Annotated in this window: 23 protein-coding genes and 1 pseudogene; 5 read left to right on the top strand and 19 right to left on the bottom strand. The window is 66.1% G+C overall.

The window, feature by feature from the left end:
* Positions 1-52 precede the first annotated feature (52 nt).
* From phoB to U4Z64_RS30210, 10 genes are all read right to left on the bottom strand, one after another.
* Entirely contained in the window at positions 53-754 is a 702-nt protein-coding gene (gene phoB / locus U4Z64_RS30255; protein WP_006750313.1) for a phosphate regulon transcriptional regulator PhoB, read from the bottom strand.
* A gap of 31 nt (positions 755-785) precedes the next feature.
* The gene (gene phoU, locus U4Z64_RS30250; protein ID WP_044844888.1) at positions 786-1,490 is read right to left on the bottom strand and encodes a phosphate signaling complex protein PhoU; all 705 of its coding nucleotides are present in this window, start codon (positions 1,488-1,490) and stop codon (positions 786-788) included.
* Positions 1,491-1,508: 18 nt separating this feature from the next.
* Positions 1,509-2,357 carry a phosphate ABC transporter ATP-binding protein PstB gene (gene pstB, locus U4Z64_RS30245; protein ID WP_321821882.1) on the bottom strand — a complete coding sequence of 283 codons (849 nt, stop codon included), beginning with the start codon at positions 2,355-2,357 and terminating at the stop codon, positions 1,509-1,511.
* 15 nt (positions 2,358-2,372) lie between these two features.
* A complete protein-coding gene (pstA, locus tag U4Z64_RS30240) occupies positions 2,373-3,266 on the bottom strand; it encodes a phosphate ABC transporter permease PstA (RefSeq protein WP_321801445.1) in 894 nt (297 codons plus the stop codon).
* Positions 3,263-4,246, bottom strand: coding sequence for a phosphate ABC transporter permease PstC (gene pstC, locus U4Z64_RS30235; RefSeq protein ID WP_044844890.1), 984 nt, complete (start codon positions 4,244-4,246; stop codon positions 3,263-3,265). The genes pstA and pstC overlap by 4 nt, the downstream gene beginning before the upstream one ends.
* 94 nt (positions 4,247-4,340) lie before the next feature.
* On the bottom strand, positions 4,341-5,375 hold the full coding sequence (gene pstS / locus U4Z64_RS30230; RefSeq protein ID WP_124487586.1) for a phosphate ABC transporter substrate-binding protein PstS: 1,035 nt from the start codon (positions 5,373-5,375) through the stop codon (positions 4,341-4,343).
* Between the two features lie 452 nt (positions 5,376-5,827).
* Complete coding sequence (glmM, locus tag U4Z64_RS30225; protein ID WP_044844892.1) at positions 5,828-7,183, bottom strand: phosphoglucosamine mutase; 1,356 nt, start codon at positions 7,181-7,183, stop codon at positions 5,828-5,830.
* Between the two features lie 36 nt (positions 7,184-7,219).
* Positions 7,220-8,161, bottom strand: coding sequence for a dihydropteroate synthase (gene folP, locus U4Z64_RS30220; protein ID WP_321821881.1), 942 nt, complete (start codon positions 8,159-8,161; stop codon positions 7,220-7,222).
* A 28-nt stretch (positions 8,162-8,189) separates the two neighbouring features.
* Complete coding sequence (ftsH, locus tag U4Z64_RS30215) at positions 8,190-10,085, bottom strand: ATP-dependent zinc metalloprotease FtsH (RefSeq protein ID WP_044844894.1); 1,896 nt, start codon at positions 10,083-10,085, stop codon at positions 8,190-8,192.
* Between the two features lie 166 nt (positions 10,086-10,251).
* Positions 10,252-10,914, bottom strand: coding sequence for an RlmE family RNA methyltransferase (locus U4Z64_RS30210; RefSeq protein WP_124487584.1), 663 nt, complete (start codon positions 10,912-10,914; stop codon positions 10,252-10,254).
* A gap of 193 nt (positions 10,915-11,107) precedes the next feature.
* Between U4Z64_RS30210 and U4Z64_RS30205 the strand changes: the two genes are divergently transcribed.
* On the top strand, positions 11,108-11,635 hold the full coding sequence (locus U4Z64_RS30205; RefSeq protein WP_044844896.1) for a YhbY family RNA-binding protein: 528 nt from the start codon (positions 11,108-11,110) through the stop codon (positions 11,633-11,635).
* 58 nt (positions 11,636-11,693) lie between these two features.
* Here U4Z64_RS30205 and U4Z64_RS30200 read toward each other — a convergent pair whose 3' ends face one another.
* From U4Z64_RS30200 to gloB, 8 genes are all read right to left on the bottom strand, one after another.
* Complete coding sequence (locus U4Z64_RS30200; protein WP_044844897.1) at positions 11,694-12,152, bottom strand: DUF4149 domain-containing protein; 459 nt, start codon at positions 12,150-12,152, stop codon at positions 11,694-11,696.
* A 14-nt stretch (positions 12,153-12,166) separates the two neighbouring features.
* Positions 12,167-12,643, bottom strand: a complete 477-nt coding sequence (gene greA / locus U4Z64_RS30195) for a transcription elongation factor GreA (RefSeq protein WP_021163362.1) — start codon at positions 12,641-12,643, stop codon at positions 12,167-12,169.
* A gap of 118 nt (positions 12,644-12,761) precedes the next feature.
* Positions 12,762-16,016 carry a carbamoyl-phosphate synthase large subunit gene (carB, locus tag U4Z64_RS30190; protein ID WP_321821880.1) on the bottom strand — a complete coding sequence of 1,085 codons (3,255 nt, stop codon included), beginning with the start codon at positions 16,014-16,016 and terminating at the stop codon, positions 12,762-12,764.
* Between the two features lie 60 nt (positions 16,017-16,076).
* Positions 16,077-16,736, bottom strand: a complete 660-nt coding sequence (gene leuE, locus U4Z64_RS30185; RefSeq protein ID WP_321801431.1) for a leucine efflux protein LeuE — start codon at positions 16,734-16,736, stop codon at positions 16,077-16,079.
* A 37-nt stretch (positions 16,737-16,773) separates the two neighbouring features.
* Entirely contained in the window at positions 16,774-17,919 is a 1,146-nt protein-coding gene (gene carA, locus U4Z64_RS30180) for a glutamine-hydrolyzing carbamoyl-phosphate synthase small subunit (protein WP_044844900.1), read from the bottom strand.
* Positions 17,920-18,275: 356 nt separating this feature from the next.
* A complete protein-coding gene (locus tag U4Z64_RS30175) occupies positions 18,276-19,508 on the bottom strand; it encodes an MFS transporter (protein ID WP_124523552.1) in 1,233 nt (410 codons plus the stop codon).
* A gap of 159 nt (positions 19,509-19,667) precedes the next feature.
* Positions 19,668-21,236, bottom strand: coding sequence for a transglycosylase SLT domain-containing protein (locus U4Z64_RS30170; RefSeq protein ID WP_124487579.1), 1,569 nt, complete (start codon positions 21,234-21,236; stop codon positions 19,668-19,670).
* A gap of 151 nt (positions 21,237-21,387) precedes the next feature.
* Positions 21,388-22,194: a hydroxyacylglutathione hydrolase gene (gene gloB, locus U4Z64_RS30165; protein ID WP_321821879.1), complete on the bottom strand. Its 807-nt coding sequence runs from the start codon at positions 22,192-22,194 to the stop codon at positions 21,388-21,390.
* An 18-nt stretch (positions 22,195-22,212) separates the two neighbouring features.
* Here gloB and U4Z64_RS30160 point away from each other — a divergent pair, with 18 nt between their 5' ends.
* Genes U4Z64_RS30160 through dnaQ form a run of 3 tightly spaced genes read left to right on the top strand, consistent with a single transcriptional unit; the run spans position 22,213 to position 24,238 of the window.
* Complete coding sequence (locus U4Z64_RS30160; protein WP_044844904.1) at positions 22,213-23,025, top strand: class I SAM-dependent methyltransferase; 813 nt, start codon at positions 22,213-22,215, stop codon at positions 23,023-23,025.
* Positions 23,022-23,465 (top strand): ribonuclease HI, encoded by a 444-nt coding sequence (gene rnhA, locus U4Z64_RS30155; protein WP_044844905.1) that lies wholly within the window; start codon positions 23,022-23,024, stop codon positions 23,463-23,465. Before U4Z64_RS30160 ends, rnhA begins: the two co-directional genes overlap by 4 nt.
* Before the next feature lie 38 nt (positions 23,466-23,503).
* On the top strand, positions 23,504-24,238 hold the full coding sequence (gene dnaQ, locus U4Z64_RS30150; protein WP_321801422.1) for a DNA polymerase III subunit epsilon: 735 nt from the start codon (positions 23,504-23,506) through the stop codon (positions 24,236-24,238).
* Positions 24,239-24,278: 40 nt separating this feature from the next.
* On the opposite strand, the gene U4Z64_RS30145 is transcribed toward dnaQ, so the two are convergent.
* A complete protein-coding gene (locus U4Z64_RS30145; protein WP_321821878.1) occupies positions 24,279-24,611 on the bottom strand; it encodes a YnfA family protein in 333 nt (110 codons plus the stop codon).
* A gap of 540 nt (positions 24,612-25,151) precedes the next feature.
* Between U4Z64_RS30145 and U4Z64_RS30140 the strand changes: the two are divergent.
* Positions 25,152-25,386: pseudogene (locus tag U4Z64_RS30140) on the top strand (MFS transporter); the annotation flags it as partial.

The following is a 25,386-nucleotide window of genomic DNA, read 5'->3' as shown; positions in this document are numbered from 1 at the left end:
AGCGTCCGAAAGAATGAACGGCATGCCGCGGCACACGGCATGCCCGGATACGTTACGCGTGCTTGGCGAGCCGGTAGCCGCTGCCGCGCACGGTCTCGATCATCGCATCGCAGCCGGCCGGTTTCAAGGCCGCGCGCAATCGTTTGATATGGACGTCGACGGTGCGTTCCTCGACGAACACATGATCGCCCCAGACCTGGTCGAGCAGTTGCGTGCGGCTGTGCACGCGCTCCGGATGCGTCATGAAGAAATGCAGCAGGCGGAATTCGGTCGGGCCGAGATCGAGCTTGATCTCGCTGCCGTCGCCGTGCGCGGCGACCCGATGCGTGGCCGGATCGAGGCGCAGCCCGTTGATCGACACGACGTCCTCGGTCAGCTGCGGCGCGCGGCGGCGCAGCACGGCCTTGATGCGCGCCATCAGTTCCTTCGGCGAGAACGGCTTCGTCACGTAGTCGTCCGCGCCGATCTCGAGGCCGAGCACCTTGTCCTGCTCGTCGCCGCGCGCGGTCAGCATGATGATCGGGATGTGCTTGGTCCGTTCGTTGTTGCGCAGGTCGCGCGCGAACGCGATGCCGGACTTGCCCGGCAGCATCCAGTCGAGCAGCACGAGATCGGGCAGCACGTCGCTGATCAGGTTCTGCGCCTGCTCCGCGTTGTACGCGCGGATCGGGCAGTGACCGGCATGCTGGAGATTCACCGAGATCAGTTCGGAAATCGCTGGCTCATCTTCGACGACGAGAATGTTGCTGGGCATCGGCACCTCTGTTCTTCCTATACGGAGTCGATTAACTGTTGGCTTCGCGATCGAGCGTGTCGCGCGGCTGGTGCCGCACGTCGGTGCCCTTCACGATGTAGATGATGAATTCGGCGATGTTCTTCGCGTGGTCGCCGATCCGTTCGATCGCCTTCGCGATGAACAGATACTCGAGGCCGACCGAGATCGTGCGCGGATCTTCCTGCATGTACGACACGAGCTTGCGCACGAACGCGCGGAATTCGAGGTCGATTTCCTTGTCGTCCTTGACGATCTGCGCGGCCGCCACCGTGTCGAGGCGCGCGAACGCGTCGAGCGCGCGGCGCAGGATCGTCACGGCCATCTCGCCCGACACCTTGATCTCGGCGATGTTCACCGCACGCGCGGCCGGTTCTTCGATCAGGCGGCGCACGCGCTTCGCGATCTTCTCGGCCTCGTCGCCGGCGCGCTCGAGGTTCGTAATCGTTTTCGAAATCGACATCAGAAGACGCAGGTCGCGCGCGGCCGGCTGCCTCCGCGCGATGATGTTGCCGCACTCCTGGTCGATGTCGACTTCCATCGCGTTCAGCGTTTCCTCGGCCGCGATCACCTTCTCGGCCGCATCGCGGTCGAATTCGTTCAGCGCGTGCATCGCGCCGACGATCTGCGACTCGACGAGCCCGCCCATTTCCAGCACTTTCGACGACACGGCATTCAGGTCCGCGTCGAACTGGCTCGACAGATGTTTATCCGACATGGTTGTGATTCTCCGTCATCAGCCGAAACGGCCGGTGATGTAGTCTTCCGTTTCCTTGCGCACCGGCTTGATGAAGATCTTTTCGGTTTCGCCGAATTCGATCAGCTCGCCCAGGTACATGTAGGCCGTGAAGTCCGAGCAGCGCGCGGCCTGCTGCATGTTGTGCGTGACGATCACGACCGTGTAGTCGCTCTTCAGCTCCGCGATCAGTTCCTCGATGCGGCCCGTCGAGATCGGGTCGAGCGCCGAGCACGGCTCGTCGAGCAGCAGCACTTCCGGACGGATCGCGATGCCGCGCGCGATGCACAGACGCTGCTGCTGGCCGCCCGACAGACCGTAGCCGCTCTGGTTCAGCTTGTCCTTCACTTCGTTCCACAGCGCGGCCTTCGTCAGCGCCCACTCGACGCGATCGTCCATCTCCGAGCGCGTGAGCTTTTCGAACATCTTCACGCCGAACGCGATGTTGTCGTAGATCGACATCGGGAACGGGGTCGGCTTCTGGAACACCATGCCGATCCGCGCACGCAGCAGCGAGATGTCGCGCTTGGTGGTCAGCAGGTTCTCGCCGTCCATCAGGATTTCGCCTTCGGCGCGCTGCTCCGGATAGAGCGCGAACATCTTGTTGAACGTGCGCAAGAGCGTCGACTTGCCGCAGCCCGACGGGCCGATGAACGCCGTCACCTTCCCTTCGGGAATGCGCAGGTTGATGTTCTTCAGCGCGTGGAACTTGTTGTAGAAGAAGTTGAGGTTGTTGACCTCGATCTTCGCGTTCAGCGGCGCCAGCGGACGGCCATGCGCCGCATCGTGCGTGCCGGCGGGCGCGGTGGCGCGCTCGACGGGATTCAGGTGGCTTTCTGCCATATTCATCGGATTGCTCCGCCGTTACTTTTTCGAGAAGATCGAGCGCGCCAGGATGTTGAGTCCGAGCACCCCGAGCGTGATCAGGAACACGCCCGCCCATGCGAGCGACTGCCATTCGGCGAACGGGCTCATCGCGAACTTGTAGATCGTGACGGGCAGGTTGGCCATCGGCTGGCTCATGTCGACCGAGAAGAACTGGTTCGACAGGGCCGTGAACAGCAGCGGCGCCGTTTCGCCGGCGATCCGTGCGATCGCGAGCAGCACGCCCGTCACGATCCCGCCGACCGACGCCCGCAGCGTGATCTTCAGCACCATGCGCCACTTCGGCGTGCCGAGCGCGACGGCTGCTTCGCGCAGCGCGTTCGGCACGAGCTTCAGCATGTTCTCGGTCGTGCGGATCACGATCGGAATCTGCAGCAGCGCGAGCGCGATCACGCCGGCCCAGCCCGAGAAGCGCCCCGACTTCGCGACGACGATCGCGTACACGAACAGGCCGATCACGATCGACGGCGCCGACAGCAGGATGTCGTTGATGAAGCGGATCGTGCTCGCCAGCAGGTTCTTCTGGCCGTATTCGGCGAGATAGACGCCCGCGAGGATACCGATCGGCGTGCCGACCAGCGTGCCGAAACCGCACAGCAGCAGGCTGCCGACGATCGCGTTCGCCAGGCCGCCGCCTTCGGTGTTCGGTGCCGGCGTCGATTCGGTGAACAGCTGCAGCGACAGGCCGCCGACACCGAGATGCACCGTCGTGTAGAGAATCCACACGAGCCAAAGCAGGCCGAATGCCATCGCGGCGAGCGACGCGGTCAGCGCGATCGCGTTGGTCACCTTGCGCTTGCGCTGCAGGCGGTTGCGCATCGCGTCGAGCGCGGCGCCGTTCGGCCCCGGGAAATTCATGATGGGCTCGCTCATTTCTTGCCCTCTCCCTTCTCGAGACGAAGCAGCAGCAGTTTGGAGATGGACAGCACGATGAACGTGATCACGAACAGGATCAGGCCCAGTTCCATCAGGGCGGACGTATGCAGGCCCGGTTGCGCTTCCGCGAATTCGTTCGCGAGCGCCGACGTGATGCTGTTGCCCGGTGCGAACAGCGACACGCTGTCGAGCAGGTTCGTGTTGCCGATCACGAAGGTCACGGCCATCGTTTCGCCGAGCGCGCGGCCGAGGCCGAGCATCACGCCGCCGATCACGCCGGTCTTCGTATAGGGCAGCACCACCTTCCACATCACTTCCCACGTCGTGCAGCCGATCCCGTACGCCGATTCCTTCAGCAGCACGGGCGTGACTTCGAACACGTCGCGCATCACCGATGCGATGTACGGGATGATCATGATCGCGAGGATCACGCCGGCCGCGAGAATGCCGATGCCGATCGGCGCGCCGGCCGTCAGCGGACCGAGCACCCACACGTCCTTGAAGAGATGGCCGATCGGCTTCTGGAAGTATTCGGCGAAGATCGGCGCGAACACGAGCAGGCCCCACATGCCGTACACGATCGACGGAATCGCGGCGAGCAGTTCGATCGCGATGCCGAGCGGGCGGCGCAGCCATACGGGCGACAGTTCGGTGAGGAACAGCGCGATGCCGAAGCTGACCGGCACCGCGATGACGAGTGCAATCAACGACGTCACGATCGTGCCGTAGATCGGCACGACTGCGCCGTAGACATCCGAGTTCGGATCCCACTCGGATTGCCACAGGAAGCCGAGGCCGAACTTCTGGATGGTCGGCAGCGACGCAATGATGAGGGAAACGATGATCCCGCCCAGCAGCAGCAGGGTCACGATCGCGGCGAGCCGTGCGAGGCCGCCGAACAGAACGTCTCCGAGACGGCTCGGCGCGCGTTGCTGCGCGGCATCGGACCGGGAGGACGTGTACGAAATATCAGACATGGGCGCCTGTTCTGGATCGCCGGGCGCCGTAACGCCCGGCCTTACCGCACACACTGCCCGGCCGGCACGACCGGGCAGCGAACCGCTGGATGGCTTACTCTGCGGCGACCGGCTTGCCCGATGCGTCCGTCACCTTCGTCTTCCACTGCTTGCGGATTTCCGTCTCGACCGATGCCGGCAGCGAGATGTAGTCGAGGCTGTCGGCAGCCTTCTCGCCGTTCTTGAACGCCCAGCTGAAGAACTTCAGCGTTTCGGCGCCCTGCTCCGGCTTGTCCTGCTTCGCGTGCAGCAGCACGAACGTCGCGCCGACGACCGGCCATGCTTCCTTGCCCGGCTGGTTCGTCAGGATCTGGTAGAACGACTTCGACCAGTTCGCGCCTGCAGCAGCGGCCTTGAACGTTTCGGTCTTCGGCTCGACCACCGTGCCCGTCGAGTTCTTCAGGGCCGTGTAGATCATGTTGTTCTTCTTCGCGTACGCCCACTCGACGTAGCCGATCGCGCCCGGCAGGCGCTGCACGAACGCCGCGACGCCGTCGTTGCCCTTGCCGCCCGTACCCGTCGGCCAGTTGACCGTCGTGCCTTCGCCGATCTTCGACTTCCATTCGTCGTTGACCTTCGACAGGTAGTTCGTCCAGATGAAGCTCGTGCCCGAGCCGTCAGCGCGGCGAACGACCGCGATGTCCGTATCCGGCAGCTTGACCTTCGGGTTCAGCGCGGCGATCGCCGGGTCGTTCCACTTCTTGATCTTGCCGAGATAGATGTCGCCGAGCACCGGGCCCGACAGCGTCAGTTCGCCGGCCTTCACGCCCGGCACGTTGATCACCGGCACCACGCCGCCGACCACCGTCGGGAACTGGAACAGGCCTTCCTTCGCGAGCTCGTCATCCTTCAGCGGCGCGTCCGAACCGGCAAAATCGACCGTCTTCGCGACGATCTGCTTCAGGCCGCCCGACGAGCCGATACCCTGGTAGTTCACCTTCGCGCCGCCGGACTGCTGGTAGTCCGCAGCCCATTTCGTATAGATCGGCATCGCGAACGTGCTGCCTGCGCCCGTGATGTCGGCAGCTTGCGCGGCGACTGCGAAAAGCGCGCCAGCCAGGCCGGCAATCGCGGTTTGCATCAATTTCATGAGACCTCCAGTGTGTGAGCGGATGACTACGGCACCGCGAAGGTTAGGGGCTCCTCATGACGATAATGTGACAATCGATGAAACTGGCGTGACAGTAACATGACTGGTTGAAAGGGTGTAGCGGGCCCGGTTCGGGCAGCCGCACAAGCGCGGCGTGGCGGGGTTGGCGGCAAGAATTGCCGGCCGGGAAGAGGCAGATCCGCGCCCGCCGATGCGGGTTGCGAGCGGATCGTATCGCAGCGCGCGCGGGCCGGAAAGCCCCTTGCCGCGGCTGTCACGATTCAGGGACGGAGGAATTCTTTGATCAGACGAAATCCGCGTCGAAAGCGCCCTCTATTTAATAGCGCAAACCTTTGCGTCTGACGAATTGCGGCGCCCGCAGACGCCGCATGTCAAATCACCGGAGCGGCGGCGCATACGGCCGGACCGTCGCGCGCCGTCGCCGAGCCGGTTCAGGCCGTCGCCGCGCGCACCGCGTCGGCGATCGCTTCCGCGTGACGCGTCGCGTCGGCCGCATGCCGGGCCTCGACCATCACGCGCAGCACGGGCTCGGTCCCCGACGCGCGGATCAGCACGCGGCCGTGACCGGCCAGCGCGCCTTCGGCCGCGTCGATCGCCGCGCGAATCGATGCGTTGCCCTTCCAGTCGGCACCCGGTTTCATCCGCACGTTGATCAGCTTCTGCGGGAACAGCGTGACGCCGTCGAGCATCTGCGCGAGCGTGCGGCCGCTGCGCTTGAGCGCGGCCAGCACGAGCAGCGCCGACACGATGCCGTCGCCGGTCGAATGGCGGTCGAGCGACAGGATGTGGCCCGAGCCTTCCGCGCCGAGCTGCCAGCCGCGCTCGCGCAACTGTTCGAGCACATAGCGGTCGCCGACCGCTGCGCGCACGAACTCGACGCCCTCACGCTGCAGCGCAACTTCGACCGCGAGGTTCGTCATCAGTGTGCCGACCGCGCCGTCGACCTTGCCAACGGTCGCGATGCGGTCCTTCACGAGCACGTAGAGCAGCTCGTCGCCGTTGTACAGCCGGCCGGTCGAATCGACGACCTGCAGGCGGTCCGCATCGCCGTCGAGCGCGATGCCGAGGTCCGCATGGTTCGCCCGCACCGCGCGCATCAGCGCGTCGGGCGCCGTCGCGCCGACCCCGTCGTTGATGTTGAAGCCGTTCGGCGCGACGCCGACCGGGATCACGTCCGCGCCGAGCTCGTGGAACACGTGCGGTGCGATCTGGTACGCGGCGCCGTGCGCGCAGTCGATCACGAGCTTCAGCCCGCGCAGATCGTAGGCGGCCGGGAACGTGCTCTTGCAGAACTCGATGTAGCGGCCGGCCGCATCGTCGAGGCGGCGCGCCTTGCCGAGCCGGTCCGACGATGCGCATTCGAGCGGCTTGTCGAGCCATGCCTCGATCTCGGCTTCCGTTTCGTCGGGCAGCTTGTTGCCGTCGGCGGAGAAGAACTTGATCCCGTTGTCCTGGTACGGGTTGTGCGATGCGCTGATCACGACGCCGGCCGACAGGCGCAGCGCGCGCGTCAGGTACGCGACGCCCGGCGTCGGCATCGGGCCGGCCAGCATCACGTCGACGCCGGCCGCCGAGAAGCCGGCCTCAAGCGCGGCCTCGAGCATGTAGCCCGACACGCGCGTGTCCTTGCCGATCAGTACCGTCGGCCGTGCACCGGCCGCGACGTCGGCCGCACCGGCCAGTACCTTGCCGGCTGCATAGCCGAGACGCAACACGAAATCAGGCGTGATGGGCGCCTCGCCCACCGTGCCGCGAATGCCGTCCGTGCCGAAATATCGACGTCCCATGGCGAACCTTCCTCCTTCGTCTTTCTGATTTCTGACTTATCGTTGCCGCGCGGCTTCGCGCACGGCGTTCCAGACCTTCAACGCATCGACCGTCGCCGCGACGTCGTGCACGCGCACGATCGCAGCTCCACGCCCGACCGCGCACAACGCGGCCGCCACGCTCGCCGCGACGCGTTCCATCGGCGGCTTGCCGCCGATCACCGCGCCGAGCATCGACTTGCGCGACATGCCCGCGAGAATCGGATACGCGCGCCCGTCGGGCCGCGCCGGCGCCGTATCCGGCAACGCGGCCAGCAGCGCGTAGTTGTCGTCGACCACCGCCTTGCCGAACCCGAAGCCCGGGTCGACGCAGATCCGTTCCGGCGCGACGCCCGCGTCGCGCAGCGCCTGCGCGCGCGCGGCGAGAAAATCGCGCACGTCGCTCACGACGTCGCCGTAATCGGGCTCGCCGACCTGCATCGTCTGCGGCTCGCCGAGCATGTGCATCGCGCACAGCCCGCTGTTACCCTCGCGCACCGCATCGATCGCGCCCGGCTGACGGAAACCCCAGATGTCGTTGATCAGGTCCGCGCCGGCAGCGAGCGCCGCGCGCATCACGGCCGGCTTGTAGGTGTCGATCGACAGCGGCACGTTCAGCGGCCGCAACGCTTCGACCAGCGGGATCACGCGCGCGAGTTCCTCGTCGAGCGGCACGGGCGGCGCGCCGGGACGCGTCGACTCGCCACCGATGTCGATCAGGTCGACGCCTTCGGCGATCATCCGCTCGGCCTTGCGCAGCGCATCGTCGCGCGCGAGGAAGCGGCCGCCGTCGGAGAACGAATCGGGGGTGGCGTTCAGAATGCCCATCACGAGCGGGCGCTCGAACGTCAGGGAGAAACGGCCGCACTGCAGCGGCGCGGGAATGGATGCTGAAACAGCGGAATCGGGCACGGGCGGGAGGCGTTGATGAATGCAAAACGGGCCGGTGTGAAGCCACACCAGCCCGTGAACGGTGCTACGACGAAGGTCAGGCCGGCGAAGCAGGCGCCGGCGCGTTGCCGGGCTTCACTTCGGCGGTGGTGCCGCCGCCCGACGAATCGCCGCCGACAGCCGGCGAACTCTTCGGCGAGCGCGGCGGACGCCCTTCCATGATGTCGTTGATCTGATCGGCGTCGATCGTTTCCCACTCCATCAGCGCGGCCGTCATTGCCTCCACCTTGTCGCGGTTCTCTTCGAGCAGGCGGCGTGCAAGGCCGTACTGTTCGTCGAGCACGCGGCGGATTTCGCCGTCGACCTTCTGCTGCGTCGCTTCCGAGATCGTGCGCGTGAAGCCTCGGCCGAACGGGCCGTTGTCGCTCTCGTCGTCGACGTAGACCATCGGCCCGAGCGCGTCGGTCATGCCGAAACGGGCCACCATCGCGCGTGCCGTCTGCGTCGCCTTGTTGAAGTCGTCCGACGCGCCGGTGCTGATCAGGTTCAGGAACAGCTCCTCGGCCACGCGGCCGCCGAACAGGATCGCCAGGCGGTCGAGCAGGTAATCCTTCGAATACGTCTCGTTGTCGTGCTCCGGCAGCTGCCACGTGACGCCCAGCGCGCGACCGCGCGGGATGATCGTGACCTTGTGTACCGGATCGGCCTTCGGCAGCAGCTTCGCGATCACCGCGTGGCCCGACTCGTGGTAAGCCGTCGCGCGCTTCGCTTCCTCGCGAATCACCGCCGACTTGCGCTCCGGACCCATGAAGATCTTGTCCTTCGCGTCCTCGAAATCCTGCATCTCGACGATGCGCTTGCCGCGGCGGGCAGCGAACAGCGCCGCTTCGTTCACGAGGTTCGCGAGATCGGCGCCCGAGAAGCCCGGCGTGCCGCGCGCGATCACCGCTGCGTCGACGTCGTTCGCGATCGGCACCTTGCGCAGGTGCACGCGCATGATCTGCTCGCGGCCGCGGATGTCCGGCAGGCCGACATAGACCTGGCGGTCGAAACGGCCCGGACGCAGCAGCGCCTTGTCGAGCACGTCGGAACGGTTGGTCGCGGCGATCACGATCACGCCCGAGTTCGCTTCGAAGCCGTCCATCTCGACCAGCATCTGGTTCAGCGTCTGCTCGCGCTCGTCGTTGCCGCCGCCCATGCCGGCGCCGCGATGACGGCCGACCGCGTCGATTTCGTCGATGAACACGATGCACGGTGCGTGCTTCTTCGCCTGTTCGAACATGTCGCGCACACGGGCCGCGCCGACGCCGACGAACATTTCGACGAAGTCGGAACCCGAGATGCTGAAGAACGGCACCTTCGCTTCACCGGCGATCGCGCGGGCGAGCAGCGTCTTGCCGGTACCCGGAGGGCCGACGAGCAGCACGCCGCGCGGAATGCGACCGCCCAGCTTCTGGAATTTCTGCGGGTCGCGCAGGAAGTCGACGAGCTCGGACACTTCTTCCTTCGCTTCGTCGCAGCCCGCGACGTCGGAGAAGTTCACCGCGTTGTTGTTCTCGTCGATCAGCCGCGCGCGCGATTTCCCGAACGAGAATGCGCCGCCTTTGCCGCCTCCCTGCATCTGCCTCATCATGTAGAACCAGAACACGATGATCAGGATCGTCGGCCCGAGGTAGTACAGCGCGGACATCAGCGCGTTCGGCTCGTCGTCGGCCTTGCCGCTGACCTGCACGCCGTACTTCATCAGATCGCCGACCATCCAGATGTCGCCGGGCGACACGATCTGGTATTTCTGGCCATCAGCCGGAGTGACGGTGAGGTTGCGCCCCTGAACGATGACGTTCTTGACCTTGCCGTTCTTGGCGTCGTCCATGAACTGCGAATAGGACACACCTTCCTGGACGCGGGGCTTGTCGAACTGCTTGAACACCGTAAACAGCACCAGTGCGATCACCAGCCACACTGCTGCCTTCGAAAACATATTGTTGTTCAAAGCACCACTCCTTCACTCGTAGACGAGCGCCTACATTTTCCTTGCGGCGCTCCTCGGTCATTCTAATCCAGTCCGACCACCCCTGCCATAAGGATTGACAACCGCCGCGATAGCGCTTCGCTTGTCTGGCAAGGGCCGGAGCCCGTTTGCGGCACACCGCTGCGCGTCAGCGCGGATGCTTCAGATGCCGACCCAAAATGAACGTTTCGGACGATTTGTCGCGGGACGCCTTCGGCTTGCGCGGCGCGACAGTCTTAAACTGCTGTTTGAACTTTTCGACGATCTGGCTGTAGCCGCTGCCGTGAAAGCACTTCACGAGCAGCGCACCGTCGGGCTTCAGATGATTCTGCGCGAATTCGAGCGCCAGATCGCACAGATGCTCGATGCGCGCCGCGTCCGCCGAGGCCACGCCGGAGAGGTTGGGGGCCATGTCGGAAATAACAAGGTCCACCGCGCGACCTTCGAGCACTTCTTCGAGCCGGTGGAGGACGTCGTCCTCGCGGAAATCGCCCTGCAGGAAGTGGACGTCCGCGATCGGCTCCATCGGCAGGATGTCGAGCGCCACGATCGTGCCGTCGATGCCGCCTTCGCGCTCCGCGTCGCGCTTCTTGCCCTGCGCGAGCTTGTTGCGGGCATACTGGCTCCAGCTGCCCGGCGTCGCACCGAGGTCGACGATCACCTGGCCCGGACGGATCAGCTTGTCCTGCTCGTCGATTTCCTTCAGCTTGTACGCGGCGCGCGCGCGATAGCCCTCCCGCTGCGCCATTTTGACGTACGGGTCGTTGATGTGGTCGTGCAGCCAGTGCTGGTTAAAGCGGTTTTTTGCCATTCGAGAGAGAGATTGCTGCTATTTGCTTCGTGAAGCCGTGCTTTTGGCGGATAATACGCGTCTTCTTCGCGCGGCTGCGGCCCCTTCCGGGCCCAAGCCGCGATTTTACGTGGTTTCGGCGCGCGGCTGATGCGGTAACTTCCCGCGATTCGCTTCTGACGCAGCGCGCCCCTATTTAGATTTCGACATTTCCATGCCCGCCCTTTCGCTTTCCCCCGCCGAGCGCTCCGCGCTGCGCTCCCAGGCCCATGCGCTCAAGCCCGTCGTGCTGATCGGCGCCGAAGGGCTCACCGACGCCGTGCTGAAGGAAATCAAGGTGCACCTCGCTGCGCACCAGTTGATCAAGATCCGTGTGTTCGGTGACGAGCGCGACGAGCGCGTCGCCATTTACGACGAGATCTGCGACCGCCTGAACGCGGCGCCGATCCAGCACATCGGCAAGCTGCTGGTGATCTGGAAGCCCGAGGCTGCCGTGGCGGCCCCGGCCCGCGGCCGTCGTGCCGGCGCGCTGCCGAGCGCAGCCGAAGCCGTCGACGACAAGAAAGGCCGTGCACCGCGCACCGTCAAGGTCGTCAAGGTGTCGCCGAACGCGAGCCCGGTGCGCCGTCCGCGGCCGGTGAAGGTCACGGTGCGCGGCAACGAGCGCGTGACGGCAGGCGGCACGGTGAAGCGCGCGAAAAAGCGTCAGGCCAGCACGAAGCGGCCGCACCAGGGCAAGTAATCCTGCCGCGCGGCACGGGGCACCCCGTGCCGCGTTGCCCGCGCGGCGCTCAGGCCATTCAGGCGTCTTGCGCCGGCAGACGCCAGATCAGCATCAGCCCCAGCACGCTCTCGACGAGATAGAACAGACTCGAGACGCCGTGCAGCATCCCGAAGCGGCTCGCATACGGCGAGTTCGCGATATCGGTGCCCGCCTCCATCGCGGCCACCCGCAGCGCGTTCATGAACGGCTGCAACGCAAAATACCCGACCAGCACACACGCGACCATCGCCGCGACGATCCAGCGCACGCGACGATAATCGCCGCTGCCGCGTCGCACCTGCTGGTTCGACAGCGCGAGCAGCAGCACGCCGCATACGACACCGAGGATCGCCTCGATGCGGAACAGCTGGGCGGCGACCGAGCCGGCCGTCATCCGCTCCAGCGTCCTGAACAGCACGGGCGCGACCGCATACCCGATCGTCAGCAGGCTGCCGACCCACACGGCCGACAGCAGGCGGAACACGCGATGCGGCATCACGTCGCCCCGCTTCAGATATAGCTGACCGAGATGATTTCGTACTCGCGCACGCCGCTCGGCGCCTGCACGGCCGCGACGTCGCCTTCGGACTTGCCGATCAGCGCGCGCGCGATCGGCGAGCTGACCGAGATCAGGCCGTGATCGATATCGGCTTCGTCGTCGCCGACGATCTGGTACTTGACGGTGTCGCCGGACTCGAGATCCTCGAGTTCGACCGTCGATGCGAAGACCACGCGGCCTTCGGCGTCGAGCACGGTGGGATCGATGACCTGCGCGGCCGACAGCTTCGATTCGATTTCCGCGATGCGACCCTCGATGAAGCCCTGTTTTTCTTTCGCAGCGTCGTATTCCGCGTTTTCGGACAGATCGCCCTGTGCGCGGGCCTCCGCGATCGCGTTGATCACGGCCGGCCGCTCGACGGACTTGAGACGCTGCAATTCATCGCGCAGTTGCTCTGCGCCACGCTTTGTCAACGGAATGGTGCTCATAAACGGCTCAATCGCTAAAAACGGCTATAAAAAAAATCACCGCGATTAAACGTATTTCCGGTGAACCGGAAACACCGCTTAATCGCGGCACGTGTTGCTTCGACAGGTAACTGACTGCTTAGTTTAGGCGAGCGTGAAGACCTTGTAAATCATAGACTTCCAGATCCTTCAGGTAGCGCAGGCCTTCGACGGCCGCGCGCGCGCCGGACATCGTCGTGTAGTACGTGACCTTGTGCGCCTGCGCGCTCATGCGGATCGAACGCGAATCGGCGATCGCCTGGCGCGTCTCGTCGACCGTCGTGAACACGAGTGCGATCTCGCCGTTCTTGATCATGTCGACGATGTGCGGACGGCCGTCCTTCACCTTGTTCACGACCTTCACCGGCACGCCGGCCGCTTCGATCGCGGCAGCCGTGCCCTTGGTCGCGACGATCGGGTAGCCGAGGTCGTGCAGCATGCGCGCGACTTCGACCGCCTTCGGCTTGTCGGCATCCATCACGGTGAGCAGCACCGTGCCCGACTCCGGCAAGCGCGAACCGGCCGCAAGCTGCGACTTGAACAGCGCTTCGCCGAAGGTCTGGCCGACGCCCATCACTTCGCCGGTCGAACGCATTTCAGGCCCGAGGACCGGATCGACGGTCGGGAACTTGACGAACGGGAACACCGCTTCCTTCACGCTGAAGTACGGCGGCTCGACTTCCTTCGTCACGCCCTGCTGCGCGAGCTTCTGGCCGACCATCGCGCGCGCCGCGATCTTCGCGAGCGGCAGGCTGGTCGCCTTCGACACGTACGGCACCGTGCGCGACGCGCGCGGGTTCACTTCGAGCACGTAGATGATGTCCTGCTTCGAACCGTCCGCCTGCGGCACCTGCTGGATCGCGAACTGCACGTTCATCAGGCCGACCACGTTCAGCGCCTTCGCCATCGCGCCCGTCTGGCGCTTCAGCTCGGCCACGGTTTCCTTCGACAGCGAGTACGGCGGCAGCGAGCATGCCGAGTCGCCCGAGTGGACGCCCGCCTGCTCGATGTGCTCCATCACGCCGCCGATGAACACGGCTTCGCCGTCGCAGATGCAGTCGACGTCGCATTCGATCGCGTCGTTCAGGAAGCGGTCGAGCAGCACCGGCGAATCGTTCGACACCTTCACGGCCTCGCGCATGTAGCGCTCGAGGTCGCGCGGCTCGTGGACGATTTCCATCGCGCGGCCGCCCAGCACGTACGACGGACGCACGACGAGCGGGTAGCCGATTTCGGCCGCCAGCGCGAGCGCTTCGTCTTCGGCGCGCGCGGTGCGGTTCGGCGGCTGGCGCAGGCCGAGGTCCTGCAGCAGCTTCTGGAAGCGTTCGCGGTCTTCGGCCGCGTCGATCATGTCCGGCGACGTGCCGACGATCGGCACGCCGTGCGCCTCGAGGTCGAGCGCGAGCTTCAGCGGCGTCTGGCCGCCGTACTGGACGATCACGCCGACCGGCTTTTCCTTGTCGACGATCTCGAGCACGTCTTCCAGCGTCAGCGGCTCGAAGTACAGGCGGTCGGACGTGTCGTAGTCGGTCGACACCGTTTCCGGGTTGCAGTTGACCATGATCGTTTCGTAACCGTCCTCGCGCATCGCGAGGGCCGCATGCACGCAGCAGTAGTCGAACTCGATGCCCTGGCCGATCCGGTTCGGGCCGCCGCCCAGCACCATGATCTTCTTGTTGGTGGTCGGCTGCGCCTCGCACTCTTCCTCGTAGGTCGAGTACATGTAGGCCGTCTTGGTCGCGAACTCGGCCGCGCAGGTGTCGACGCGCTTGTAGACCGGGCGCACGTTCAGTTCGACGCGGCGGCGACGGACGTCTTCCGGCGTCGCGCCGAGCAGCTTCGCGAGGCGGCGGTCGGAGAAGCCGCTCTGCTTCAGGAAGCGCAACTCGTCGAACGTCAGCGACGCGAGCGTGCGGCCCGCGAGCGCCTTTTCCTTCAGGATGATCTGCTCGATCTGCTCGAGGAACCACGGGTCGATCGCGGTTTCCGCGAAGATTTCCTCGGCCGTCATGCCGATGCGGAACGCATCGCCGACGTACCAGATGCGGTCCGGGCCCGGCTCGTGGATCTCGATCGCGATCTCGTCGCGGTCGGTCGACTTCTCGTCGAGACCGTCGACGCCGACTTCGAGGCCACGCAGCGCCTTCTGGAACGATTCCTGGAACGTGCGGCCGATCGCCATCACTTCACCGACCGACTTCATCTGCGTGGTCAGGCGCGAATCGGCTTCGCGGAACTTCTCGAACGCGAAACGCGGGATCTTCGTGACGACGTAGTCGATCGTCGGCTCGAACGACGCCGGCGTCTGGCCGCCGGTGATTTCGTTCTTCAGCTCGTCGAGCGTGTAGCCGACCGCCAGCTTCGCCGCGACCTTCGCGATCGGGAAGCCGGTTGCCTTCGACGCGAGCGCCGACGAACGCGACACGCGCGGGTTCATTTCGATGACGACCATGCGGCCGTCCTTCGGGTTGATCGAGAACTGCACGTTCGAGCCGCCCGTGTCGACGCCGATCTCGCGCAGCACCGCGAGCGATGCGTTACGCAGGATCTGGTATTCCTTGTCGGTGAGCGTCTGCGCCGGCGCGACCGTGATCGAGTCGCCGGTGTGCACGCCCATCGGGTCGAGGTTCTCGATCGAGCACACGATGATGCAGTTGTCGGCGCGGTCGCGCACGACTTCCATCTCGTATTCCTTCCAGCCGAGCAGCGATTCCTCGATCAGCAGTTCGCGCGTCGGCGACAGGTCGAGGCCGCGCTTGCAGATCTCTTCGAACTCTTCGCGGTTGTATGCGATGCCGCCGCCCGAGCCGCCGAGCGTGAACGACGGACGGATCACGACCGGGTAGCCGCTGCCGCCGGTGCCGGCCATGATCTCGGCGTGCACCTGGGTCGCTTCTTCCATCGAGTGCGCGATGCCCGACTTCGCGGAACCGAGACCGATCTTGGTCATCGCTTCCTTGAACTTCTGGCGGTCTTCCGCCTTGTCGATCGCTTCCGGCGACGCGCCGATCAGCTCGACGCCGAACTTCTCGAGCACGCCGTGGTGGTGCAGGTCGAGCGCGCAGTTCAGCGCGGTCTGGCCGCCCATCGTCGGCAGGATCGCGTCCGGGCGCTCCTTCTCGATGATGCGTGCGACCACTTCCCACGTGATCGGCTCGATGTACGTGACGTCGGCCGTGTTCGGGTCGGTCATGATCGTCGCCGGGTTGCTGTTCACGAGGACGACCTTGTAGCCCTCTTCACGCAGCGCCTTGCAAGCCTGCGCGCCCGAATAGTCGAACTCGCAAGCCTGGCCGATGATGATCGGGCCGGCGCCGATGATGAGGATGCTTTTGATGTCTGTGCGTTTTGGCATGGCTTGTGAATTCAGTAAGTAATCTTTGTCGTGGCGTTGTCGTCGGTCGGCAGGCCGCGCTCAGCTCATGGTGGCGAGCGCGAGCTTCACCGAGAAACCGATGAACAGGCCGCCCACGCTGCTCGCCGCGCCCGCCGCGAGCCTGCGGCGGCGGCGGAAATGCTCGGCGAGCCGTGCGCCCGCGAAGATCAGCGTGCTCAGGTACAGGAAGCTCGCGCATTGCGCGATCGCCCCGAGCACGACGAACGACAGCGCGGGATGCGGGAAGGCCGGGTCGACGAACTGGATGAAGAACGAGATGAAGAACAGGATCGCCTTCGGATTCAGGAGGCTCACGATCAGCGCCTTGCGAAACGGCCGCTCGCCGTCGACCGCGGGCGCTGCCTCGGCCGGCGCATCGCCACGCGCGCGCAGCTTCTGCCACGCGCTGCGCAGCATCCCGGTGCCGATGTACAGCAGGTAAGCGGCGCCGCCGTACTTCACGACGGAGAACAGCAGCGGGTTCGCCTTCAGCAGCGACGCGACGCCCGCGGCGGACAGCACCATCAGCACCGTATCGCCGACGAACACGCCGCAGGCCGCGCGATAGCCGGCCTTCACGCCGCGCTGCGCCGCGAGCGACAGCACGTACATCGAGTTCGGCCCCGGCAGCAGGATGATGAAGATCACGCCGAACACGTAGGTCCAGATATCCGTGATGCCGAGTGCGTGGCCGAACATGATGCGAATCTCCCGTTCTTCGGTTGCTTCAGTTGCGTCAGGCGTTGCGCTGCTTCGCCGCGTCCATCAGTGCGGTGAAACGGTCGAACAGATAGCCGATGTCGTGCGGGCCGGGCGACGCTTCCGGGTGGCCCTGGAAGCAGAATGCCGGCTTGTCGGTCAGCTCGAAGCCCTGCAGCGTGCCGTCGAACAGCGACACGTGCGTCACGCGCGCGTTGGCCGGCAGCGAATCCGCGTCGACCGCGAAGCCGTGGTTCTGCGACGTGATCACCACGCGACCGTCGCCGAGATCCTTCACCGGGTGGTTCGCGCCGTGGTGGCCCGTCTTCATCTTGAGCGTCTTCGCGCCGACCGCGAGGCCCATGATCTGGTGGCCGAGGCAGATGCCGAAGGTCGGCACGCCGCGCTCGATGAACTGCTTCGTGGCCGCGATCGCGTAGTCGCACGGTTCCGGATCGCCGGGGCCGTTCGACAGGAAGATGCCGTCCGGATTCAGCGCGAGCGCATCTTCCGCGCTCGCTTGTGCCGGCAGCACCGTCACGTGGCAGCCGCGCTCCGCGAGCATGCGCAGGATGTTGTACTTGACGCCGAAGTCGTACGCGACGACGCGGTACTTCGGCGCTTCCTGCATGCCGTAGCCGCTGCCGAGGCGCCATTCGGTCTGCTTCCACTCGAACGGCTTGGTGGTCGACACGACCTTCGCGAGATCCATGCCCGCGAGGCCCGCGAACGAGCGCGCGAGCTCGATCGCCTTCGCCTCGTCGTCCGAGCCGGCCAGGATGCAGCCGCTCTGCGCGCCCTTGTCGCGCAGGATCCGGGTCAGCTTGCGGGTATCGATGCCGGCGATCGCGACGACGCCTTCGTCGCGCAGGTAATCGCCGAGCGTGCGGTCCATGCGGAAGTTCGATGCGAGCGTCGGCAGATCACGGATGATCAGGCCGGCGGCATGGACTTTCGTGGCTTCGACGTCTTCGGCGTTGACGCCGACGTTGCCGATATGCGGGTAGGTGAGCGTGACGATCTGACGCGCGTAGCTCGGATCGGTCAGGATTTCCTGATAGCCGGTAATCGCGGTGTTGAACACGACTTCACCGATCGTGTGGCCTTCGGCCCCGATCGAATAACCACGAAAGACCGTGCCGTCGGCGAGTGCAAGCAAGGCGGGAGAAAAAGACGGCAACACGGGAGGCTCCTTGGGGAACACCCTGCTGCCGACCTGTTTACCCTGCCGCGCGAGCGCCGCGCTGCGTAGGCGCGCGGAATCGCTAGCTGGACGCGACCTGCGTTGTCGAGACGCGAACCCGGCGCGTGGCGCACGAGGCTTCGCGGCATCGCCCGACAGGCGGCGTGCGGCGGATGAACGGGATGAGTGAGGTAGGCGCTAGGGTGCGAGGTTGATCAGCACAAACTTTCAAATTATAGCCCGAAAATGGCCTTATCTTCAATCGATATGGCCGTCCGATCGTGCATGCGCGTGACGGCGCGCGGTCGCGCACGACACTGGTTGCTGCGGCCCCGTTTCCGCAGCCGCCCTACCCGTCAGCGTACCGCCGGATCAACGTGCTTGCCAGCGCTGCGCGCGGGCCACACGCACCAGACCGCGCTCGCGAGCTGCAGCGCGAGCAGCACGCTCCACGCGGTGACGTGCGCGGCGGCCGGGTAATGGCCGTCGACGGCCGGCCAGTGCGACAGCACCGCGCCGATGCCGATCTGGAACGCAAAGATCAGCACGAAGATCACGAGCGTCAGCGTCGTATTCGCGCGGCCGATCAGATGCGCCGGAAAGTGACCGGCCAGCACCGCGTAGGTCAGGATCCCGACGCCGCCGAACATCCCGTAGGCCGCCCACAGCACGGCCGGCGGCAGCGGCACGCGCGCGACGATCGCGCCCTGCGTGGCGACGAACAGCGCCATGCCGATGCCGCAAAATGCCTGGACGGACACCCCGCGGCGCTCGAGCACGCGCGCCGCCGCGCCGAAGCCGACGCAGCCCGCCATCATCGCGAAGCCGAGCACCGACACGAGCCGCGCGGCGTGCTGCGCATCGAACCCCGCGACGTCGCGCAGGTACGGGCCGACCCACAGCGACTGCATCGCATAGAACACGCCCTGCGTGACGATCGAGAACGACGAAATCTTCCAGAACGCACGGCTGCCCAGGATGTGCCACGTGCCCTTGAACTGACTGACGATCCCGCCCTGCTGACGCGGCCGCTCGGCTTCCGGCGCACCGAGGCCGATCGCGGCCGCGACGACGATCGTCAGCACCGCGAGGCCGCCGCAGATCACGCGCCAGCTCGTCACGCCGAGCAGCCAGGTCAGCGGCGAGCCGACCGCGACGCCGCCCAGGCCGCCGACCGCCATCACGAGGCCGTTGACGAGCGGCAGCCGGCCGACCGGAAAATGCTGCGCGAGCGCCTTGAACGCCGCGCCGAGGCACACCGATACGCCGACGCCAATCAGGAGCCGGCCGACCATCATCGTGCCGAGATCGTGCGCGATACCGAACACGGCGGCGCCGGCGGCCGCGAACAGCAGCATCCCGGCCGCCACGCGGCGCGGGCCGAAATGGTCGAGCAGCACGCCGGCCGGAATCTGCGCGCCGGCGAAGCCGAGGAAATAGAGACTCGTGAGCAGCCCGAGATCGGCGGCCGACAGCCCGAGCTCGTGCGTGACGAACGGCGCGAAGCCGAGATTGACGCCGCGGAACACGTACGACACGAAATATCCGATCGCAAACAGCGCGAGCACCCTCACCTGCACCGACGACATCGCTTCTCCTTGTGACTGCGGGCCGCGCGCAGCGGCGGCCGCGCTGCCGCGCACAAACGAAAACGCCGTCACCTCGGTGACGGCGTTGCTACGCGTTTCGTCGGATGATAACGCAATCGCGCGGCCCGGTCGGGCCGCCGCGCCGCGATCGCGGCCGCGTTACTTCTTGCCCTTGTGCGCAGCGGCCTTCGGTGCAGCCTTCGCGGGCGCGGCCTTGGCCGCACGGGCCGCCGGCTTCGCGGCACCGTGCTTCGCGCCGCGCGACTTGCCGCCGACAGACAGGCTCGCGCGCTCGATATGCGCGCCGGCGGTCGACGTCGCGATCCGCTCCGGCCCCGGCTCGGCCGGCACCGCGCGGCCGACCGGCACGTGCAGCACGAGCGCCTGGCCCGGCATCGCGAGATCGCGATGCGTGCGGTTCCATGCCTTCAGCTGCGCGACCGACACGCCGTAGCGGCCGGCGATCGCCGCCATCGACTGCTTGCGGCGCACGCGGATCAGCATCTTGCGCGTGTCGGGCACGTCGGGTTCCATCGCGAGCACGCCGTTTTCCGCGACGTCCGCGCTGATGTCCTCGTCGTCGTCATCGCCGCGCGGCACGACGATCGTCGAGCCCGGCTTCAGGCGCATGCCGGCCGGAATCTTGTTGACCGACATCAGCGTGTCGGCGTCCACGCCGATCTTCTCTGCGATCGCGGCCGGGCGCGCGCGCTCGCTCACCGTGTAGGTGGTCCACGTCGACAACTGGCCGTTGTAGGCCTTCAGGTTCTTCTCGAACGCCGCCGCATTGTCGAACGGGAGCAGGATCTGCGGCTCGGTCGCGCCGAGGATCACCGGCTTCGCGAACGACGGGTTCAGCGAGCGGAACTCGTCGAGCGACAGGTTCGCGAGCTTCGCGGCCACCGCCACGTCGATGTCGCGCGCCGTCGTGACCGTCACGAAATACGGGTGGTTGGGGATCTCCGGCAGCGTCAGGCCGAACTGCTGCGGATTCGCGATGATGTTCTTCACCGCCTGCAGCTTCGGCACGTAGTTGCGCGTCTCGTTCGGCATCCGCAGGCTCTGGTAGTCGGTCGGCAGGCCGGCCGCCTGGTTGCGCGCGATCGCGCGCTGCACGTTGCCTTCGCCCCAGTTGTACGCGGCCAGTGCGAGATACCAGTCGCCGAACATGTCATGCAGGCGCGACAGGTAGTCGAGCGCGGCGCTCGTCGACGCGAGCACGTCGCGACGCTCGTCCTGCCACATGTTGCGCTTCAGGTTGTACGTGCGGCCCGTGCCCGGCATGAACTGCCACATGCCGGCCGCCTTCGCGACCGACAGCGCCTGCGGATTGAACGCGGACTCGATGAACGGCAGCAGCGCGAGCTCGGTCGGCATGTGGCGCGCCTCGAGTTCCTCGACGATGTGATAGAGGTACTTCTGCGAGCGCTCGGTCATGCGCTGCACGTAATCGGGACGTTGCGTGTACCAGGTCGTCTGCATGTCGACGAGGTCGCTCTGCAGGTCGGGCATCTGGAAGCCGCGGCGAATGCGGCCCCATAGATCGGAGTCGGCACTGGTCAGGTCGCCGACGGATTGCTTGTCGACGTCGACAGTTTCTTTGGCGGTGGCTGATTTACGGAGGTAGTTGGACGTCGCCTGCGAATCGGCGGCGTTGTTGGCGACAGGGGCCTGGCTCGCGCAAGCGGCGAGCAGCAGGACCACCATCGCACTCAATATAAGTCGCATGAAAATCTCGGCTTCCGACGGCTGGAAATTGCTGGCGATACTACGGAAGTGCGTGCTTCACGTCAATAAAAACACCGAAAACTCAGCGAAATCCTACATTTGCAGCAATTTTTACAGACGCTACCTGAGGTTTGGAGTCCTCCCGAAATCGTCATCGGAACCGGTTTTTCCACTCGCGCATCAGCGTGAATGCCGCCAGTCGATCCGGCACCGTTTCGTGCAGCTCGGCCTCGAGCGTCGCATGGATGGCCGCGCTGTCCGACCGCATGAACGGGTTGACGGCACGTTCGTGCGCGATCGTCGTGGGCAGCGTCGGCACGCCGCGCGCGCGCAGCGCCTGCGCATCGTCGCGCCAGGCGGCGAGCGCCGCATTGCCCGGTTCGCACGCGAGCGCGAAGCGGATGTTCGACAGCGTGTATTCGTGTGCGCAATGCACGCGCGTGTCGCCGGGCAGCGCCGCGAGCGCGTCGAGCGACGCGAGCATCTGCGCGGGCGTGCCTTCGAACAGCCGGCCGCAACCGCATGAGAACAGTGTATCTCCGCAGAACACGTGAGGCGTGGCCGCGCCCTGCCCGGCCGCCTGGAAATAGGCGATGTGGCCGCGCGTATGACCCGGCACGTCGAGCACGTCGAACGCAAGCGCCGGTGCGCCGAGCGTCACGCGATCGCCGCCCGCGAGCGGGCGCGTGACCACGTCGATCGATTCTTCCGCCGGGCCATAAACGGCCAGCGGCACATCGTCCGGTTGGCCATCTCGCAGCGCCGCGACACCGCCGACGTGGTCGGCGTGATGGTGCGTGAGTAAAATAGCGGTCAAGCGCCAGCCGCGTTCGGCAAGAACACGGCGTACCGGCGCGGCTTCACCCGGATCGACGGCGATCGCATCGCGGCCGTCCGAGACGAGCCAGATATAGTTGTCTTCGAATGCCGGCACCGGCACATATTCCAGCTCGTTCATGGGCACGCAATCATCGTTATGTCCGATCGTCAAATTATAGACTGGCCCGCCTGGACCGACTCGCCGCCCGGCCGCTACGTGCTGGACTGGGAGCAGGCGCAGCTCGACCGGATCGTGTCCGACGTCTTCGGGTTTCACGCGCTGCAGCTCGGCCTGCCGCAGCTCGACGCGCTGCGCGAGAACCGCATGCCGTATCGCGGCCTCGTGCTCGACCCGGCAAGCGGCGCGAGCGCGCCCTACCAGTATCCGTGGGCGCGCGAGGCGCATGCGCCCGAGCATGCGCCGGCCGATCGCAGCACGACCTGGTGCGACCTGCTCGACCTGCCGTTCGAGTCGCAGAGCGTCGACCTGATCGTGATGCCGCATACGCTCGAATTCACGTCCGACCCGCACCGCCTGCTGCGCGAGGCCGAACGCGTGCTGATGCCGGAAGGCCAGCTCGTGATCACCGGCTTCAATTCGCTGAGCCTGTGGGGCATGCGGCAGTCGTTCGGGCGCATGGCCAACCGCCCGTTCGTGCCGGCCGCACGCGACCAGATCGCGTTCATCCGGCTCAAGGACTGGATCAAGCTGCTCGGCTTCGATCTCGAGCGCGGCCGCTTCGGCTGCTACCGGCCGCCGCTCGTCACCGACAAATGGCTTGCCCGCTACGGCTTCATGGAAGCCGCCGGCGACCGCTGGTGGCCGATCTTCGGCGCCGTCTACATGGTCACCGCCGTCAAACGCGTGCGCGGCATGCGTCTCGTCGGCCCGATCAAGATGAAGAAGCCCGTGCTCGCGCCGGGCCTGACGCCGGCGGCCACCCCGACCACCCATCAAGAACACTCATGACCACCGACACCATCGACATCTATACCGACGGCGCCTGCAAGGGCAACCCCGGCCCCGGCGGCTGGGGCGCACTGCTGCGCTACGGCGACCGCGAAAAGGAGCTGTTCGGCGGCGAGCCGAACACGACCAACAACCGCATGGAGCTGATGGGCGTGATCGCCGCGCTCGAGGCGCTGAAGCGGCCGTGCCGCGTGATCGTCCATACCGACTCGCAGTACGTGCAGAAAGGCATCAGCGAGTGGATCCACGGCTGGAAAAAGAAGGGCTGGGTCACCGCGGCGAAAACCCCGGTGAAGAACGCCGACCTGTGGAAGCGGCTCGACGCGCTCGTCGCGCAGCACGAGGTCGAGTGGCGCTGGGTGAAGGGCCATGCGGGCCATCCCGAAAACGAACGCGCGGACGCGCTCGCGAACCGCGGCGTCGCATCGCTCGCGGCCTGAACGCAGGCCGCCCTACCGTCTTTCCTGATTTATCCGACATGCGCCAGATCATTCTCGATACCGAAACCACCGGCCTGAACCCCCGCACGGGCGACCGCCTGATCGAAATCGGCTGCGTCGAGCTGCTGAACCGGCGGCTCACCGGCAACAACCTGCACATCTACGTGAACCCCGAGCGCGACAGCGATCCGGGCGCGCTGGCCGTGCACGGCCTCACGACCGAATTCCTGAGCGACAAGCCGAAGTTCGCGGAAGTCGTCGACCAGATCCGCGACTTCGTGAAGGACGCCGAGCTGATCATCCATAACGCGCCGTTCGACCTCGGGTTCCTCGACGCAGAATTCGCGCGGCTCGACCTGCCGCCGTTCACCGAGCATTGCGGCGGCGTGATCGACACGCTGGTGCAGGCCAAGCAGATGTTCCCGGGCAAGCGCAATTCGCTCGACGCGCTGTGCGACCGGTTCGGCATCAGCAACGCGCACCGCACGCTGCACGGCGCACTGCTCGACTCGGAGCTGCTCGCCGAGGTCTATCTCGCGATGACGCGCGGCCAGGACAGCCTCGTGATCGACATGCTCGACGACGCAGGCGCCGACGGCGGCGCGGCGAACGGCCAGCGCGTGGCGCTCGCGTCGCTCGACCTGCCGGTGCTCGCGGCGAGCGACGACGAACTGGCCGCTCACCAGGCCCAGCTCGACGAACTCGACAAGTCGGTCAAGGGCGCCTGCGTATGGCGCAAGTCCGCCGACGCGGACGCCGCCGAAGCCGCCTGACGCGGCGTCTCACGAGCCGAAGCCGTGCCTGCAGCCGCGCTCAAGCGCGCGGCTGCAGTGCGATGACGGCCATCCCGCCGAGCGCGAGCATCGCGCCCGCCACATCCCAGCGGGTCAGCGCGATGCCGTCGACCGCCCGCAGCCAGATCAGCGCCACCGCCATATACACGCCGCCGTACGCCGCATACGTGCGCCCTGCCGCGCTCGGGTGCAGCGTCAGCAGCCACGCGAACAACGCGAGCGACAGCGCGGCCGGCACCAGCAGCCAGACGGGCCTTCCGCCTTTCAGCACGAGCCACGGCAGGTAGCAGCCGACGATCTCGGCCAGTGCAGTGACGGCGAACAACGCCGCAATCCTGATCAGTTCGGTCATCCGGTTCCCCGCAGATTCGGCCCCCATTCGGCGGGCCGCGCGACCCCGCCGCGCGCCGCCGATCATACCGGAGCCGACCCCGCCGGAACCGCCGCCAGACGGGGGATTCCCGGCAATTTGCACGATCGTCTGTCATCGTGCTATCATGTCGCCTGTTTCAACATTCAATCTCTGTCTATTCGATTTCGCAAGAAGTCCGTCCGCGCATTGCGGGCCGGTGCTTCGACCGAAATTGCATCCACAGGAAAGCCCGCCCGACAGGCCCGCTTTTCTCGTTTCGTTGCCCCTCCGGGGCGCTTGCCGGAACGCCGGACTCCGTCCGCGCCGGCATCTGCCGCTCGCATCACGCGGCCCATTCTTCATGAGCGCACCGTCGCGACGGCCCATCGGGCCCGCGTCGAAGCAGTCCCTTACGGCCCTTTACCGCCTCATGTGCAGTAAGCGCTTAAATGGCCTGCCCCGACGCGCAGCACACGACATCGCGCTCGCCGGCAAACCGTGTCGGACGGCCCGCCCGTTCCGGCGCAGTCAAAGGAGTGCATGACCTTGACCGCAACACACGTCAGCCCGACCGCTGCTTCTTCCTCCACGTCGTCCGGCGAGGCTCCGCTCGCCGCGGACGACATTACCGTCGTCGACCAGAGCCTGCTCAAGCGCGCCGTCAGCGCGATGGCCATCGGCAATGCGATGGAATGGTTCGACTTCGGCGTCTACAGCTATATCGCCGTCACGCTCGGCAAGGTGTTCTTCCCGTCCAGCAGCCCGTCCGCGCAGC

This window comes from Burkholderia sp. BCC1996 (assembly GCF_905339955.1).
In the GTDB taxonomy this organism is placed as follows: domain Bacteria; phylum Pseudomonadota; class Gammaproteobacteria; order Burkholderiales; family Burkholderiaceae; genus Burkholderia.
Note: the sequence above shows the minus strand (reverse complement) of the source record. Positions and strands in the feature narration are given on the sequence as shown.

Excerpts from the sequence above, each read along its gene's own strand:
- U4Z64_RS30210 (WP_124487584.1), bottom strand. The coding sequence starts at position 10,914 with ATGGCAAAAAACCGCTTTAACCAGCACTGGCTGCACGACCACATCAAC.
- U4Z64_RS30205 (WP_044844896.1), top strand. The coding sequence starts at position 11,108 with ATGCCCGCCCTTTCGCTTTCCCCCGCCGAGCGCTCCGCGCTGCGCTCC.
- pstB (WP_321821882.1), bottom strand. The coding sequence starts at position 2,357 with ATGAATATGGCAGAAAGCCACCTGAATCCCGTCGAGCGCGCCACCGCG.
- phoU (WP_044844888.1), bottom strand. The coding sequence starts at position 1,490 with ATGTCGGATAAACATCTGTCGAGCCAGTTCGACGCGGACCTGAATGCC.
- carB (WP_321821880.1), bottom strand. The coding sequence starts at position 16,016 with ATGCCAAAACGCACAGACATCAAAAGCATCCTCATCATCGGCGCCGGC.
- glmM (WP_044844892.1), bottom strand. The coding sequence starts at position 7,183 with ATGGGACGTCGATATTTCGGCACGGACGGCATTCGCGGCACGGTGGGC.
- pstC (WP_044844890.1), bottom strand. The coding sequence starts at position 4,246 with ATGTCTGATATTTCGTACACGTCCTCCCGGTCCGATGCCGCGCAGCAA.
- dnaQ (WP_321801422.1), top strand. The coding sequence starts at position 23,504 with ATGCGCCAGATCATTCTCGATACCGAAACCACCGGCCTGAACCCCCGC.
- pstS (WP_124487586.1), bottom strand. The coding sequence starts at position 5,375 with ATGAAATTGATGCAAACCGCGATTGCCGGCCTGGCTGGCGCGCTTTTC.
- U4Z64_RS30175 (WP_124523552.1), bottom strand. The coding sequence starts at position 19,508 with ATGTCGTCGGTGCAGGTGAGGGTGCTCGCGCTGTTTGCGATCGGATAT.
- leuE (WP_321801431.1), bottom strand. The coding sequence starts at position 16,736 with ATGTTCGGCCACGCACTCGGCATCACGGATATCTGGACCTACGTGTTC.
- greA (WP_021163362.1), bottom strand. The coding sequence starts at position 12,643 with ATGAGCACCATTCCGTTGACAAAGCGTGGCGCAGAGCAACTGCGCGAT.
- U4Z64_RS30160 (WP_044844904.1), top strand. The coding sequence starts at position 22,213 with ATGTCCGATCGTCAAATTATAGACTGGCCCGCCTGGACCGACTCGCCG.
- U4Z64_RS30170 (WP_124487579.1), bottom strand. The coding sequence starts at position 21,236 with ATGCGACTTATATTGAGTGCGATGGTGGTCCTGCTGCTCGCCGCTTGC.
- pstA (WP_321801445.1), bottom strand. The coding sequence starts at position 3,266 with ATGAGCGAGCCCATCATGAATTTCCCGGGGCCGAACGGCGCCGCGCTC.
- U4Z64_RS30145 (WP_321821878.1), bottom strand. The coding sequence starts at position 24,611 with ATGACCGAACTGATCAGGATTGCGGCGTTGTTCGCCGTCACTGCACTG.
- phoB (WP_006750313.1), bottom strand. The coding sequence starts at position 754 with ATGCCCAGCAACATTCTCGTCGTCGAAGATGAGCCAGCGATTTCCGAA.
- gloB (WP_321821879.1), bottom strand. The coding sequence starts at position 22,194 with ATGAACGAGCTGGAATATGTGCCGGTGCCGGCATTCGAAGACAACTAT.
- U4Z64_RS30200 (WP_044844897.1), bottom strand. The coding sequence starts at position 12,152 with ATGCCGCATCGCGTGTTCCGCCTGCTGTCGGCCGTGTGGGTCGGCAGC.
- rnhA (WP_044844905.1), top strand. The coding sequence starts at position 23,022 with ATGACCACCGACACCATCGACATCTATACCGACGGCGCCTGCAAGGGC.